This window comes from Bradyrhizobium sp. LCT2 (genome assembly GCF_009931255.1).
In the GTDB taxonomy this organism is placed as follows: domain Bacteria; phylum Pseudomonadota; class Alphaproteobacteria; order Rhizobiales; family Xanthobacteraceae; genus Bradyrhizobium; species Bradyrhizobium diazoefficiens.
In genome coordinates this window covers 3,285,241-3,300,270 of sequence record NZ_CP034432.1, presented here as the reverse complement: position 1 = coordinate 3,300,270, position 15,030 = coordinate 3,285,241, and the positions used below count along the sequence as shown (strand labels likewise).

At 64.1% G+C, this 15,030-nt stretch carries 14 protein-coding genes; 7 read left to right on the top strand and 7 right to left on the bottom strand.

The genetic code is table 11. The features are described from left to right. Nucleotides 1-117: 117 nt before the first annotated feature. The 5 genes from EI171_RS15980 to EI171_RS15960 all read left to right on the top strand — a co-directional run bounded on the left by EI171_RS15980 (nt 118) and on the right by EI171_RS15960 (nt 5,177). Nucleotides 118-825: a hypothetical protein gene (locus tag EI171_RS15980; RefSeq protein ID WP_161533900.1), complete on the top strand. Its 708-nt coding sequence runs from the start codon at nt 118-120 to the stop codon at nt 823-825. Between the two features lie 181 nt (nt 826-1,006). Then, nucleotides 1,007-1,708 (top strand): type 1 glutamine amidotransferase domain-containing protein, encoded by a 702-nt coding sequence (locus EI171_RS15975; RefSeq protein WP_161533898.1) that lies wholly within the window; start codon nt 1,007-1,009, stop codon nt 1,706-1,708. Between the two features lie 82 nt (nt 1,709-1,790). Continuing rightward, entirely contained in the window at nt 1,791-2,747 is a 957-nt protein-coding gene (locus EI171_RS46740) for a heme-binding protein (protein ID WP_161533896.1), read from the top strand. 17 nt (nt 2,748-2,764) lie between these two features. After that, nucleotides 2,765-3,721 carry an alpha/beta fold hydrolase gene (locus tag EI171_RS15965; protein WP_161533894.1) on the top strand — a complete coding sequence of 319 codons (957 nt, stop codon included), beginning with the start codon at nt 2,765-2,767 and terminating at the stop codon, nt 3,719-3,721. A gap of 469 nt (nt 3,722-4,190) precedes the next feature. Continuing rightward, entirely contained in the window at nt 4,191-5,177 is a 987-nt protein-coding gene (locus tag EI171_RS15960) for a helix-turn-helix domain-containing protein (RefSeq protein WP_161533892.1), read from the top strand. Between the two features lie 316 nt (nt 5,178-5,493). Here EI171_RS15960 and EI171_RS15955 read toward each other — a convergent pair whose 3' ends face one another. The 4 genes from EI171_RS15955 to EI171_RS15940 all read right to left on the bottom strand — a co-directional run bounded on the left by EI171_RS15955 (nt 5,494) and on the right by EI171_RS15940 (nt 10,878). Further along, nucleotides 5,494-7,815 (bottom strand): molybdopterin guanine dinucleotide-containing S/N-oxide reductase, encoded by a 2,322-nt coding sequence (locus EI171_RS15955; RefSeq protein ID WP_161533890.1) that lies wholly within the window; start codon nt 7,813-7,815, stop codon nt 5,494-5,496. 148 nt (nt 7,816-7,963) lie between these two features. Continuing rightward, a complete protein-coding gene (locus EI171_RS15950; protein ID WP_161533888.1) occupies nt 7,964-9,013 on the bottom strand; it encodes an Ldh family oxidoreductase in 1,050 nt (349 codons plus the stop codon). Between the two features lie 2 nt (nt 9,014-9,015). Further along, entirely contained in the window at nt 9,016-9,897 is an 882-nt protein-coding gene (locus EI171_RS15945) for an alpha/beta hydrolase (protein ID WP_028175706.1), read from the bottom strand. Nucleotides 9,898-9,975: 78 nt separating this feature from the next. Then, complete coding sequence (locus EI171_RS15940; RefSeq protein ID WP_161533886.1) at nt 9,976-10,878, bottom strand: VOC family protein; 903 nt, start codon at nt 10,876-10,878, stop codon at nt 9,976-9,978. A 23-nt stretch (nt 10,879-10,901) separates the two neighbouring features. Here EI171_RS15940 and EI171_RS15935 point away from each other — a divergent pair, with 23 nt between their 5' ends. Both EI171_RS15935 and EI171_RS15930 read left to right on the top strand, forming a co-directional pair. Further along, nucleotides 10,902-11,195: a hypothetical protein gene (locus tag EI171_RS15935; RefSeq protein WP_161533883.1), complete on the top strand. Its 294-nt coding sequence runs from the start codon at nt 10,902-10,904 to the stop codon at nt 11,193-11,195. After that, a complete protein-coding gene (locus EI171_RS15930) occupies nt 11,188-11,919 on the top strand; it encodes a GntR family transcriptional regulator (RefSeq protein ID WP_161533880.1) in 732 nt (243 codons plus the stop codon). Before EI171_RS15935 ends, EI171_RS15930 begins: the two co-directional genes overlap by 8 nt. 142 nt (nt 11,920-12,061) lie before the next feature. Here EI171_RS15930 and EI171_RS15925 read toward each other — a convergent pair whose 3' ends face one another. Genes EI171_RS15925 through EI171_RS15915 form a run of 3 tightly spaced genes read right to left on the bottom strand, consistent with a single transcriptional unit; the run spans nt 12,062 to nt 15,007 of the window. After that, the gene (locus tag EI171_RS15925) at nt 12,062-12,949 is read right to left on the bottom strand and encodes a branched-chain amino acid aminotransferase (RefSeq protein ID WP_161533877.1); all 888 of its coding nucleotides are present in this window, start codon (nt 12,947-12,949) and stop codon (nt 12,062-12,064) included. A gap of 28 nt (nt 12,950-12,977) precedes the next feature. Beyond that, nucleotides 12,978-13,838: a hypothetical protein gene (locus tag EI171_RS15920; protein WP_039185726.1), complete on the bottom strand. Its 861-nt coding sequence runs from the start codon at nt 13,836-13,838 to the stop codon at nt 12,978-12,980. Nucleotides 13,839-13,849: 11 nt separating this feature from the next. Further along, the gene (locus EI171_RS15915; RefSeq protein WP_011089020.1) at nt 13,850-15,007 is read right to left on the bottom strand and encodes a homoserine O-succinyltransferase; all 1,158 of its coding nucleotides are present in this window, start codon (nt 15,005-15,007) and stop codon (nt 13,850-13,852) included. Between the last annotated feature and the right edge of the window lie 23 nt (nt 15,008-15,030).

Genomic DNA, 15,030 nt, shown 5'->3' with positions numbered 1-15,030 from the left:
AGTATCTTCAACGAGATACCGCCATACTGCCTGCTCGCAACTCCTAACAACTTCTAACACGCCAAGCCGCATCCGCCCCGCCATGGTGGTGACGTTTCACGGTGGATATGGCGGGACATGGCTCTCCTTCACGATGTAATCGATGCTAGTGGCGGTTTGGACCGCTGGAGCAGCTTGAACCGTTTCACGCTCCACCTTTCCGTCGGCGGAATGCTGTTCTCCAGTGCCGGACATGCCAGAGAATTCAAGGATGTGACCGCGGAAGGCTCGACCCGGACGCAATCCGTCCGCTTCACCGGCATCACCGGGGGAGAACACTCGGGCTCCTTTCAACCGGACGCGATCACGATCGAAAGCCTGGATGGCGAGGTGCTGCGGACTTGGCGCAATCCGAGCCTTGCATTTCCCGAGGCCAGTGCCCCCGCGCTTGCGGACGAACTGCATCTCGTCTTCTTCTGCGGCGTCGCGATCTGGAACTATCTGACGATTCCATTCCTGCTCGCTCATCCCGATGTCGTGTTGGAGGAGCTGTCACCGTGGTCTGAAGGCACTGAGACCTGGCGGCGGCTGCGGGCGCAATTCCCCGCGCACCTGATCACGCTCGCGCCCGAGCAGACCTTCTATTTCGACCAGAGCGCTTTGCAACGGCGGACGGATCACGATCTCTTCGGGATGAAGGTAGCGCATTATTCCTGGGCCCATGACAATTTCGCCGGCATCGTGGTGCCGACGCTTCGGCGCGTGCAGACGCTGCAGGCTGATGGAACCGTGATTGCCAGGCCCGTGCTGATGGACGTCGAGATCTTCGACGCCGTGTTCGAGTAGCCGCGGCGACACGCCGCCCTCGCAACGTCTAACACCACATAACGAGCCAACGGCCCAACTTGGGTGCAGATTACGCTTGCGAGCGGCGAACGGACGCAGCAGCTCGACGAAGACTTGCACCGATGTGCTCCACCAGGAGGGAGCGCGTCATTCAGCAAACGCAATCAAGGGAATCCGTGTCATGAAAGTATTGATGGTCATCACCTCCCACGACCAGCTCGGCAACACCGGACGCAGGACCGGCTTCTGGCTCGAAGAGCTTGCAGCCCCCTACTACGTCTTCAAGGATTCCGGCGCGGAGATCACGCTCGCCTCGCCCAAGGGCGGCCGTCCGCCGCTCGACCCCAAGAGCAACGAGCCCGAGTTCCGCACCGACCTGACGGTGCGTTTCGAGAACGATGCGGCGGCGGAAGCCCAGCTCGACGAGACCGTCCGCCTCGACAGCGTCCGGCAGGAAGACTTCGACACGCTGTTCTATCCGGGCGGCCACGGCCCGATGTGGGACCTCGCCGAAGACAAGAACTCGGTCAAGCTGATCGAGTCCTTCCTCGCCGCCGGCAAGACCATCGCCGTCGTGTGTCATTCGACCGGAGCGCTGCGCCACGTCAAGACGCCCGATGGCAAGCCGCTGGTCCAGGGCAAGGAAGTGACCGGCTTCACCAACGGCGAGGAAGAGGACGTGGGCCTGACCAAGGTGGTTCCCTTCCTCGTCGAGGACGAGATGTTGAAGCTCGGTGCCGTCTTCTCGAAAACGGCCAACTGGGGCGTGCACGTCGTCAGCGCCGGCCAGCTGATCACGGGACAGAATCCGCATTCGTCGGGCCCCGCCGCGCAGACGCTGCTCGCCGCCCTCAAGAGCAAACCGATGGCGAAGGCGTCGTAAAATTCTGGATGCGGTCGCATCTCGGGAGGCGCCCGCGACGGCGCCTCCCGACGCCGCGATATTCCTCGGAGAGGACACGATCATGGACCTGCTTTCCTATGCGAAGACGATCGCAGAGCGCATCGAAGCGGAGGCTGCCCGCGCCACAGTTCCGATGGCGGTTTGCATCATCGACATTCACGGCAACATCATTCTCAAGCACCGTATGAGCGGCGCGCCGACCTTCTCGCTCGAGCTGTCGGAGCGGAAGGCCTATACGTCCGCGCTGGTGGGGCTGCGAACGGCGGAGCTTTCTCCGATGGTCCAGCCCGGACAGGCTCTGTTTCCCCTGATGGGAGTTGCGGGCGGACGCTTCTGCTCGATGGGCGGCGGCGCGCCGCTGCACATCGACGGACAGCTCGTCGCCGGCGTCGGCATCAGCGGCGGGACCGTCGAGCAGGACGTCGACATCCTCGAGGCCGGGCTTCGCGAACCCGCCTCCACCGATACGGTCGATATGAAGATCGAGGTCGTCGTCCTCCCGGTCTCGGACGTCGAGCGCGCCAAGCGCTTCTATGCCGACCTCGGCTGGCGGCTCGACATCGACTATCAGGGCCCAAGCAATTATCGCGTGATCCAGTTCACGCCTCCCGGCTCGGGCTGCTCAGTCATTTTCGGCAGCAACCTCACCATTGCTGCTCCCGGCTCCGTGAAGGGGCTCCATCTCATCGTGTCCGACATCGAGGCCGCATGCGACGACCTGCGCCGTCGCGGCATCACCGTCGGCGAGCCGTTCCACGACCCCGGCGGCATATTCCATCATGCCAGCGTCCAGGACCTTGCCGCCGGCCCGAACCCGCAGCGCAAGAGCTACGCCTCCTACGCCTCGTTCAGCGATCCCGATGGCAACGGCTGGGTGTTCCAGGAGATCACGGCGCGGCTGACGGGACATATCGAGGACGGCGACGAAAGCTTTACGCCCGAGCTCACGGACGTCGTGCGGCGGGCCGAAGCTGCCGCGCGCGCGAGCGCCGGAGCGGGCGATCGCGCGGCGGCCTGACATCGGAGCGACGACATATGAGCATTCCAGCCACCCTCGCCCTCTCTGCCGCCCTTGCCTGCGCGACCGTGCAGGCCTCGGCGCAGGAGCTGCGGTCGAGCCGGCGCTCGATCAGCTATCACACCGTCGAGATCCGGGGCCTCAAGATCTTCTACCGCGAGGCCGGGCCGGGAGACGCGCCGACCGTGCTGCTGTTGCACGGCTTCCCCTCCTCCTCGCGGATGTGGGAGCCCCTGCTGCCGCTGCTGGCCGACAAATATCACCTGATCGCACCGGACTATCCCGGCTTCGGCAACAGCAGCGCGCCGCCGCCGTCCGGCTTCGCCTACACGTTCGACAATATCGCCGGCGTGATCGGCGAGCTCACGGCGAAGCTCGGCCTGAGCCGCTACGTGCTGTTCATGCAGGATTACGGCGGCCCCGTCGGCTTCCGCATGGCGCTGGCGCATCCCGAACGTACCAGCGCCATCATCATCCAGAACGCCGTTTCGCATGAGCAGGGGCTGAGCCCGCTCTGGGAAGCGCGTCGCAGATACTGGGCGGATCCGGCGCACGAGCTCGAGGCGCTCAAGGCCAACTTCACCTCTCTGGAGGCGACACGCCAGCGGCACCTCGGTTCCAGCCCGCGCCCGGAACGCTATGATCCGGATACATGGACCGACGAATACGCGTTTCTGACGCGCCCGGGCCAGGCCGAGATCCAGACCACGCTTTTCCTGGATTACCGGGCCAACGTCGCGTCCTATCCCAAATGGCAGGACTGGCTGCGCAAGACGCGGCCACCGACGCTGGTGGTTTGGGGCAAGTACGATCCATCCTTCGCCGTCGCCGGCGCCACGGCCTATCGCGACGATGTTCCGGAGGCGGAGGTTCACATCCTCGAAGCCGGTCACTTCGCGCTGGACGAGGCGACCGACGAGATCGCGTCGCTCGTCCGCGACTTCCTTGCGCGACTGGACGGACACAAGGGCTGAAGACGAAGGCAGGAGGCGCCGACGGCTTCCGCCGGCGCGGCTCTCGACGTCACGATCCACTGCTGCGGGGGCCATGTCCTGCCGAAAGCTCGTTCACTTGTCGCTCATCCTGACGACCACCTCCACCGCATCGAGACGCGCGGCGCGCCATATCGAGCGCCGAGGCGATGTCCAGTGAACGCCGAGCGCGAACCTCACACCGGTGGGTCGATCGCCACATCAGGTCCGGCGCCATCCTCGCGCCAAAGACTTGAAACATTTGAGAAAGTCGACCTCTCTGCGACGCGCTGTCACACCATGTTCGCGCACACAAAATCTAACACATCCTAATCATCACTAACGGGCTTCTTGTCCGGCTCACGCCTATCCTCTGAGCATGGAAAACCTTCTCGAAAGCCTTGTCGAAAGCTTCGGGCTTGGGGGTTTGCCGGTCGCCGCCAGCGGCCGCGATGCCAAGAGAGGACGAGCGATGTTTACCGACTTGCAGGCGGCGCCTGCCTGGATTGATCTTCAGGCCGAGCCGCGCGATCACCAGCTCCGCCAGGCAGCACAGGCGATCCCGAGGGAACGCGGGTGGCGCCGGATCGACCGCGGCCCGGAGGCGGCGATCGAGGACATCACGATTTCGCGATGGGAGGATTTCAGAGACAGCTCGTCGCACGATGCGACGACGCCGGAGGATCGCTACTTCGTCGGCATTGCCCTGAAGGCCACGCGTGCGAAATTGACCCGTGACCGCCAGGTCATTTTCGACGGCACCATGCCCGCAGGGACGCTCTATGTCAGCGCACCGTCGAAGCCTCTCGCCGCACAATTCCAGGCGCCTTGCGCCTTCCTGCACTTCCATATCTCCGCTGATCATTTCCCGGCGCAATCGCCTGCCGCGGAAGGACTTGGCGACCTCGTCCTGCTGCGCGACCCGCTCGCGGCCGAGCTCGCCAGGGCGCTGACCGAGCATGGCGATGCCGCGGACCGGGAGTTCACACGCTGCGTCGGCCAGACCCTTGCGATGCATCTGGCCCGGCTGGAGCCGCCGCGTGCCAGGGTCAACGCCTTGCCGAAATGGCGGCTGCGGCGCGTTGAGCAATATATCGCGGACAATTTCGACCGCTGCATCAGCCTGTCCGAACTCGCCAATGTCGCCGGCCTGTCCAGAATGCACTTTGCAGCACAGTTCCGCGCCGCGACCGGCTACCGTCCGCGCGAATATCTGCTCAATCACCGGATCGAGAATGCGAAGACGCTGCTCGCGACGACCGGGCGGCCACTGGCCGAAATCGCACTTGCCGTCGGGTTCAGCACCCAGGCGCATTTTTCGACCGTCTTCAAGCGCATCAGCGGCCAGTCTCCGGCACGCTGGCGCCTCGCCAGCAAGGCCGAGCCTCTCGCAGCGGAAGCGCTGCCGCGGCGCCGTCCTGCTGCAGACAGGGACTGGATGGCCAGCGCGGCCGCGTAGCTCGTCCTTTCGACACGACAGGCGACATGGCGTTGCGGAATACGCGTCTGGTTTGGTCTGCAACGTTTCGAACGTAGTGCCCTGCCACTTGTGCCGGCTCGCGCCCTCGTCCTCCCGGGCCTACGAGCCACTCGGGGCCGTCCCTGCTCCCACACAGGACGGCTCCTTTTCTTTGTCTGTTGACGGGGATGAAGTTGCGCTCACAGCCTCCACATCGTCATTGCAAGCGCAGCGAAGCAATCCAGACTGCCACCGCGGAAAGACTCTGGATTGCTTCGCTGCGTTCGCAATGACGGAGCAAGGGGCGAACGCCCCGCTACACCGGATCGAACGCCCGGATCGGCGGCAGATTGCCGGTGAATTTCTCCACCTCCACCGTCGTCAGCTGCCCCGTGCAGCCCTGCGCGAAGGACGAGGTGCCGACGTCGCGGGTGAGCACGTTCGGATTGCCGTGGACGCAGAGCGGCGCGTCGTCCTCGGGGTCCATCGGGTCGTACCAGGCGCCGGTCGGGAGCTGGACCACGCCGGGCGCGATGCCGTCGGTGACATGGACCGCGGCGAGGCATGCGCCGCGCTCGTTGAACAGGCGGATGATGTCGCCGTCCTTGATGCCGCGCGCGTCGGCATCAACCGGGTTCATGCGCGCGACCTCGCGGCCGCGATGCTTGGCGCCGAGCGAATGTCCGCCGAAATCGAGCTGGCTGTGCAGGCGCGTCACCGGCTGGTTGGCGACGAGGAAGCATGGCGCACCGGGCTTGGGCATGTCGGTCTTGTCGAGCCAGACCGGATGGCCCGGACAATCCGCATCGCCATGGCCGGCGATCTTCGTCGAGAAAATCTCGATGCGGCCGCTCGGCGTCGGCAGGGCGTGAGCGACCGGGTCCTCGCGGAAGCGGCGCAATCGGCCGCCGTCGTCGGGCTGTTGCGGCACGACCAGGCTGCCGCGCTGCCAGAATTCGTCGAAGCTCGGCGCTTCGAGGCCGCGCATGGCGAGCGAGGCGCGGGTCGGCTCGTAGAGATGTTTTAGCCACTCCCGCGACGTGCGTCCTTCGGTAAAGGGTTCGCGCGCCCCGAGACGCTCGGCAAGATCGGCAAAAATCTCGTAGTCGTCGCGCGCGAGGCCAAACGGCTCGGCGATCCGGTGCATCGCGACCATGAGGGGATCGTTGCTGGAATAGCCGATGTCCTCGCGTTCCAGCGTCATGGTCGACGGCAGCACGATATCGGCGTGGCGCGCCGTCGCAGTCCAGGCGAGCTCGTGCACGACGAAGGTATCGAGCTGCGCAAAAGCCTTGCGCAGGCGGTTGATGTCCTGGTGGTGATGGAAGGGATTGCCGCCGGCCCAGTAGACGAGGCGGATATCCGGATAAGTGCGCGTCTCGCCATTGTATCGATAGGTGGCTCCGGGATTGAGCAGCATGTCGGCGATGCGCGCGACCGGGATGAAATCACGGACGCCGTTGCGGCCCTGCCCGAGCGTCGGCCCCGGCACGTCGTTGACGCGGCGGCCGTAATAGCCGATCGCCCCGAGCGAATAGGCGTAGCCGCCGCCGGGCAAGCCGATCTGGCCGAGCGCTGCCGCCAGCACCATGCCCATCCACACCGGCTGCTCGCCATGCTCGGCGCGCTGGAGCGAATGCGAGACGGTGATGAGCGCGCGCTTTCCGGCAAGGCGACGGGCGAGCGTGCGGATCGTGTCCGCGTCAACGCCTGAGATCGCGGCGGCCCACTCGGCGCTCTTCGGCTGGCCATCGCTCTCGCCGGTGAGATAGCGCAGGAAGACGGGCCAGCCTTCCGTGTAGCGATCGAGGAAGGCCTGATCGTGCAGCTTCTCGCTGACCAGCGTGTGGACGATGCCGAGCATCAGCGCGGTGTCGGTGCTGGGCACGCAGGTCATCCATTCGGCACCGGCCTCGACGGGCAGGTCTTCGCGGAGCGGGCTGACGAGAATGAACTCGCAGCCACGCTTGCGCGCAGCTTCCATGGCGCCGCGCTCGACATGCTTGCTGATCGAGCCGCCGGCCACCATGGAGTTCTTCAGCGCCATGCCGCCGAATGCCAGCACGATGTCCGTCTCAGTCGCGATCTGCTCCCAGGTGACGTTGCGCTTGGTGATGTCCTCGTAGCCCGCGAGAATTTGCGGCAGCAGCACCGAGGAGGCGCCCGAGGAATAGGAATTCACCGAACGCACATAGCCGCCCATCGCGATATTGAGGAAGCGATGCACCTGGCTCTGCGCGTGGTGGAAGCGGCCCGCGCTCGACCAGCCATAGGAGCCGCCGAACACGGCGCCGGGCCCGCGCGTGTCGCGGATGCGGCCGAGCTCGTCGCCGAGGAGGTCGAGCGCCTTCTCCCAGCTCACGGAGACGAATTCGTCGCGACCGCGGCGATCGTCCGGACCGGGCCCGCGCTCGAGCCAACCGCGGCGGATCGCCGGCTGGGCGATGCGCGCCTGATGTCGCAGCGCGCCCGGGAAATTGTCGATGATGCCGTTCGGATCAGGATCGCCCGCATAGGCCCTGACCTCAAGGCCGGCTGCGCCGTTGCGCGCCGAGAACACGCCCCAATGCGAGGTGTGCGGCTTGAAACCGTCGGACAGGTCGAGGCCGGGGTCGGGGAAGCCAATCGTATCGTCCATCATCTGATCCTTGTTCCGGTACATGGTGGCAGTATACCGATCCACGTCCCGATGTCGCCGAGATCAGGGTTGACGGAAACGCTGGGCTCCCGCGCGCAACGCAGGCAGGTGGGGATGGTCGGCCCGGGGTGCGCCCGAGGGTCCTCGACTAGGCAACGCCTTCGGGCACCGCCACATTCAGTTTCGAGGCGAGCGCCAGCAATCGCGAAACAGTTCCCCGCGCGAGCGGAATCCCCGCGCGCGACCGTCTTTCCATTTCCTCAAAGCCGCGCTCGCCCGGCAGGTATACGCTGTCCGCCCCGGCCGCGGGCGGCAGGCTCTTGATCGCCGCGCCGAGCCGATCGACTTCAAGGGTGAAGTTGTCGCCGAAGGCCGACGGGTCGAGCACAGCCACCAGACCGTTGCCGCCTGGATCGCCGCCGTGGACGAGCGCAACGGCGATGAGTGGGTTGGCCGTCAGGACGCTGGCGAGAACCTCTATCATCAGAGAGAGGCCCGAACCCTTGGGACCGGCCATCGGAAGGACCGCTTTTGCTTCGCGCGGATCCGTTGTCGCCTGGCCATTCCCATCGACAGCCCAGCCAACCGGAATCGGCTGACCGGCATCCCTCGCAGCCATGATCTTTCCGAGCGCCACCGATGCCGTCGACATGTCGAGGAGCAAGGGACGATCGGGATTGCCGGTCGGCGCGGCAATCGCGATCGGGTTCGTTGAGACGCCCTCTGCGCTGGATCCGTGGTAGATCATCAGCGGTTTCGAAGCCGTCATAACAATGCCGATCCGTCCCGCCTGAGCGACCTGATGCGCGTAGTATCCGATCGCGCCGGCGTGGCTGATGGAGCGAACCGCGCACCAGCCGATCCCGTGGGTGTCCGCAAGCTCGCTTGCTTTTCGCACAGCAAGGCTCATTCCGACGGCGCCGGGCGCGCGTTGTGCGTCGATCACCGCCACCGCGCCCTTGCCCGAAACCTGGCGCGGTTCGGCGGCGGGATTGATCAGACCAAGCTCGACCATCTCGACGTAGCGCGGGATCCGCAACACGCCGTGCGAATCGGTGCCGCGCAGATTGGCCCAGACGAGCATGGCGGCCGTCTGATCCGCCTGGTCGGCCGTGAAGCCGCCCGCCCTGAGAAGATCCGCCGCGAACGGCCGGAGCGCATCGGCGCCGATCGCGACCGTGTCTGAAGCGCCCGTCATGCTCAGGCACCGAGCGGAGACGGAAAGAACTTGTCGAGCCAGCCTTTGATGATCGCCTTGGTGCGCGGCGCATCGCCTTCGGCGAGCGGGAAATGCGAGGTGCCGGTGATCAGCACGAGCTCGGCCGGCTGGCCGGCCTTCTCGAACATGCGGATCGACTGCTCCGTCGGCGTGATCGTGTCGTTGGCGGTGTGCAGGAACAGGATCGGACGAGGCGCGATGTTGCCGACGACCTCGTCCGCACGAAAATTGTACATGCTCCACGCGGTCTCGACGGGAATCTCCATGATCGCCTTTGGCGAGAGATTCTTGCGCAGATGCTCCGGGATCGGGACGGCATCGAAGCGGGAGATCCACATGCTCTGGCCGGTTTCCTGCTTTTGCTTGCGTCCTTTCTCCAGAAGCGAGGTGAATTTTGCCCAGGCTTCGGGCGTCGGATGCTGGCCGCGGAATTTCCGCTCCCCGTCGCCCCAGCCGCAGGACGAGATCACGCAGGCGAAGCGATCGTCGACGCCGGCGGCGTAGACGGAGACGGCCGCGCCGAAGCTATGGCCGACCACGCCGATCCGCCCGGGATCGACCTCTTCCCTCTCCGCAAGGAACGTCAGCGCGTTCTTGGCGTCTGCGACCTGGTCGAAGCAGCGCACCTGCGCACGTTCACCTTCGCTCTCGCCGCAGCAGCGGAAATCGAAGCGAAGCGCCACATATCCCATCTGCTCGAGCATGCGCGCCTGGATTTCGGCGTGGGACTCGTCCTTCGATCCGACAAAGCCGTGCAGGACGATGAAGGCAGGCAGCCGCTGGCCCGGCTTTCTCGCGTCCGGCACGTGCAATACGGCCGATAGCTTGAGCCCGTCAGACCGGAAGGTGTGCTTCTCTTGCATTGGCATCTCTCTCGTAGGCTGCGACAGGGGCGGCGCGCTCACGCAGTGCGCACACGGGCAAGGCTGCCCGACTTCCCGTCAGGTGATGGCGGTGAAGGGAAAGTGAAACTGACGCCATTCGAGCGGCGCGGGCGTGCCCCAGACATTCATGCAGCGCACATTGCCCGGGCGCTCGAGATTGGTGATGACATTCGGCACGAAGCCGTCGTCGTCAGCGATGAGAGCCATCGATCCGGAGCACTCGATCATCGCGCCGCTGGAATCGGTGTAATAGGCGTAGGTGTTGTCGCCCGGCCGATGCCGGCCCGGCCCCCACAGCATCTGCCTGTCGAAGCGGTCAAGCAGGTCACCGAGCTTCAGGTAGTCGTTGAACTCCCTGAACTCGAAGGAGTAGTGGTGCAGCCCCACCTTGCCGCGAACGACGCCGACGATGTGATGCTGGCGATTGCCGCCGTACATCCAGCTCAGGCTGTCGTCGACCATGCGTTCGGATATGCGGAGGCCGCAGATCCTCTCGAGCTGCTGGCGCGTTGCAATCGGATCGGGCGACGTCAGATTGAGATGATCCATGCGGTTCGGTCCGACGCCGTGGGTCGGATAGCGCCGACCGTAGATCTGGTCGCGCGTCGGCGTATGCACCTCGAAGCGCAGCCCTTCCGGCGTGGCGAAGGTGACGCCCGCGGCCATGCAATCGAGGCTGGGTTTACGCGAGATGACGCGACATCCGGCGCTCTCGACGCGCGACTCCGCCTCGCGGACGGCATCGACGGTGAGCGCCTCCAATCCGATCGTATGGGTCGCATTCTCGTGCGACTTGAGCAGCACCAGTTCCGCCGCGCGCCCGTTGGAGCTCAACCAGGTCTGCCCCTCGTCCGTGTAGGTGATCTGCAAGCCGAGGATTTCGGTCGCGTCCCGGACCACGGCCTCGATCGCCGTGGTGTTGATTTTCACGTACCCGACCGCATGAACAATAGGCGGCATTGCTCCCCTCCCAGGGCTCGACGATGTTTGATGTCCTGATACCGCATCAGGGCAATGCGCACAAACATATTTTCGATGAAGCGTTATTATTTCGAAATTATACGACTTCGTCCGATCCTGCTCGCCGACGAAGGGACCCGAAGCTGTTCGGAGAGTTCGCAGCAATCCCGTCGCTTGCTGCAGGCTTCGATCCGTTCAACACCGTGGATACCGCCGTGCCAACCGGGCAATGGCAGCCCGAACTGTTTGATATTCTTTCGAAAATCGATGATACTGACTGGCAGCAGAGGGATGGCAGGACGGCGTCGGATGCGTGAGAGGGTCAAGCCAGCAGGTGAAACACGCGCGGCTGACGTGCTCCACCGGATGCGCGCAGACATCATCAGTTGCACGCTCAAGCCCGGCGCCAAGCTGCGGTTCGAGGCGCTACGGGACATGTACGCGGTGAGCTTTTCGACGCTGAGGGAGGCGCTGTCGCGCCTCGTGGCCGAAGGGCTCGTCATCGCGGAGGATCAGCGCGGCTTCGTCGTCGCGCCGGTTTCGATCGACGATCTCAACGACCTCACCTATGTCCGCGTGCTCATCGAGCGCGAATGCGTTGCGCTCGCGATCAAGAACGGCGACGACGCCTGGGAGGCGGACATCATCGGCGCATTCCACCGGATGGATCGCCTGCAGAACCGGCTCGGCTCCAATTATTATCTCTCGGAAGAATGGGGCAAGCTCCACGGCGATTTTCATCTTTCGCTTGTTGCCGCGTGCGGCTCGCCCAACCTCCTGGAGATCCGCCAGAAGCTGTTCGAACGCGCGCACCGCTACCGCCGCATGTCCTCGCAATTCCGGACCAAATGGCGCGCCAAGGATGTCGAGCACAAGATGATCATGGATTCGGTCGTCGCGCGCGATGCCGCGAAGGCCGAGGAGCTGATCGAGCGCCATATCCGCGAGACGACCGACAACGTGATCAAGCACGCAGGCCACCTCTTCGTCACATCCGACGAGGAACGCCCCCGCCGCACGGGCCGGGTCGCCGCTGAATAGGTGCCAGCAAGGACGGTCCTCCTGCTCGCCGTCACGCGCATCCTCTCACATTTCGCAATGCTTCTTGGCTGACCAGAGCGACCGCGAAAGCTGATATAGAGTCGCGCCCTATCCTCTCGCAATGTTGCCCAGTGATGCCCTCTCACGCAGCAAGCTTCATTCCGTGGGCAAAATCCCAATACAGCTTTCGTGCCCGCGCATAAAAGCGCCCTGGCCTGAGTTGCCGGTCGTCGATCCGGATCACCGGCGCGACTTTTGCGAAATTGCCGGTCGAAAAGATCTCGTCCGCGCTGACGAAATCGGAGTAGCGCAGCGTTGCCTCTATCACCGTGATGCCGTCACCGCGCAAAAGTTCGATCACGCGCTGCCGCGTGATTCCGTTCAGGAACGTGCCATTCGGCGCAGGCGTAAAGACAACGCCGTCTTTCGCCATGAACACGTTCGAATTGCCGAACTCCGCGACGTTACCGAGCATGTCCAGCATCAGGCAATTCTGGAAGCCGCGCGAGGCGGCCTCCCTGAGCGCACGGGAACTGTTCGGATAAAGACAGGAGGCCTTGACATCGGCCGGCGCGCATTCGGCGGTCGGTCTGCGGAACGGCGACAGGGTAATCGCGCTGCCGACGGGCTCCGGGATCGGCGATTCGTAGATGCAAAGGCACCAGTCCGTCGTTTCCGGATCGAACAGCACACCGCCGCCGATGCCGTTCTGCGGCCAGTACATCGGGCGGATGTAGAGTTCGGCATTGACCGGGAAACGGGCGATACCTTCGCGCACCAGTCCGAGCCACGTGTCGAGATCGACGACCGGTTTGAGCCCGAAGTTGACCGCAGATTGATTGACGCGGGCGCAATGACGATCGAGGTCGGGCATGACGCCTTCGAAAGCGCGCGCACCATCGAAGATGGTCGAGGCGAGCCAGAGCCCATGGGTACGCGGCCCCATGATCGGCACATTGCCCCCGTGCCACTGGCCTCGGAAGAATGTCCATGTCCTCGAATGGCTGATGGACTTGGTATCGGGAACCATGACGAACCTCCGTTCCGGGTCGACTAAGTTATGGTCCGTAGATCACCAGCTCGGAATCCGACAGATCGGCAAGCCGGGGGCAATGCGGGCCCTTGAAGTATTTGCGGCCGATCGGCTCCCTGTAGATGCCGACGAGGCCAGGCACAGGGCCATTGGCGTCGAGCGCAATCGATATCCGGCCGCGCCGCAGCAAGAAGCGGCCGATGGCGCCGGCACACACGACATAGTCGGCCACATCGGGGCAATAAATCATTTGCATCGCCAGGAGCCTGATCCTACGGACGCGCATCGGCTGCAGGACGAATGGAAAGGCGCGGCCATCGGAGGCGCGGCATATCAGGCAGAGGCAGCCGTAGGCTGCATGACGTGCCAGCAACACGACGTCAGCCTCGGACAAGCCGTCGATCGCCTGCGCGTCCTGCCGGACGACCTCAACACGCATCGCCTTGGCCGGACGCGACAGCGCCGGAAAGGAGAAGAACAGGCCACCGCAATAGCGGCGAAATCCCTGCGCTTCGATGACTTGCCAAGTCCATTCCGCCGGACTGATATTGACGTAGGTCACGTCCTTGTGGCGCTGCGCTACCTTGGTCAGCATCGGTGCGTAGCTGCGAAAGGCAGGTTCCACATACCAGCTGGAGAGATTGCAGCGGATGGAAATGCTTCCACCATCGTTCCTTGCGGTGTGGATCAACTGCAAAGCACCGACGGGCGCCCGGTCATGCTCAAGCATGTAGCCGAAGCGCGGGAAGCTGTCGGGCGTCTCGCGCACGGACAGGCGCCGGAGTCCGTCGATCCAGTAGTCCCGCGAACGGGTCGGAAAGCCGCGTGTCAGAAGATCGGCGATGGCGTCGAGATCGGCTATTCCTATCTCACGACATCGGATCATGGTCCGAACTCTCACTCGTAGTAGCCGAGCCGCCTCTTGGTCGCCGGATTTGGCGAACGCGCCAGACGAGCGGATCGAGCAGCAACCAACTTGCGTCCGTGGCGATGTGCCGGAATTCCGGCGGCAGACGGAGCCGCTTCTCGGGATCCCAACGGCTTTGAGCGTCCGGCTGGCTGCGACACCATGTACTGCAACCAGTTGCGGTATATGTGCTGGGCCGGCAGATGCCAGACGTTGCTCAGGTCCCTCGTCAGCTGATCCGCTGGAAAGTCGGCAAAAAGCTCTGGTTGTCTGTCGGAAAGGGCTTTCTGTCGGAAAGCGATCAGTATCTCTTCCGCGCCCTTGTTCAGATAGCCCCTCGGTATCGTCGGACAGACCTCGTTCTCTCCCCGGAGGAAGCGACCCATATCCCTTCGATATTCACCCAGCAGGCTCTGGGTTTCGTATTCCGGGTGCCCCTGGAAATGGACGAAAAGGCTGTTCTTCTGTTGCTTGACGAAGCAATCGACGCCAGCCTCCGCCGACCAGGTGAGAACCGAATATCCGCAGTCCGAGAGATCCTCCTCCTGCACCTCGTTCCACCGGGCGTGCGGAATTCGGAAGGTCCTCGGCACATCTTGCATCAAGGGATGATGTCTCGTCTTTGTTTGAGCGAAGACACCGAAGCATTTGGTAGGCAGCTTGTGGCGGGTAACGCCGTCCAGGTGCAGGACGGCCCCATGGACGGCCAGACAGGAAAACACCGACGACACCGTATTCTCCCGGGCCCAGTCCGCGATCTCGGCGAAGGTGGTCCAGTACGGCTCGTCCGTCAGACTGGCGGCTCTGGGTTCGGCGCCGGTCACGATCACTCCGTCCAGGCGTCTGTTCAGCAGATCGTCGATGCCACGGTAGTATCGACGAACGTAATCGCGCCCCCATTCCGAACGGGGGGTCGCCTCCATCGTATAGAAATGCAGCCTGACGCAAAGTCGTCCGGCAGCCGCAGCCAGCAAGTCGAACAGCTGGCGCTCGGTCGACATCAAGGCCGCATCCGACATGTTGTTGATGAGCCCGATGTCGAGGCACTCCGCCCGGTTTCCCGGTGATGCCATCGCGCGGGCGCCGTTGCCGGGCGCTCTCGATAAGAGGTGGTGCTCGTCCGAGTCTACGTCGATCAAGACAGTCATGCGAGTGCCTTCATGGTTGACGA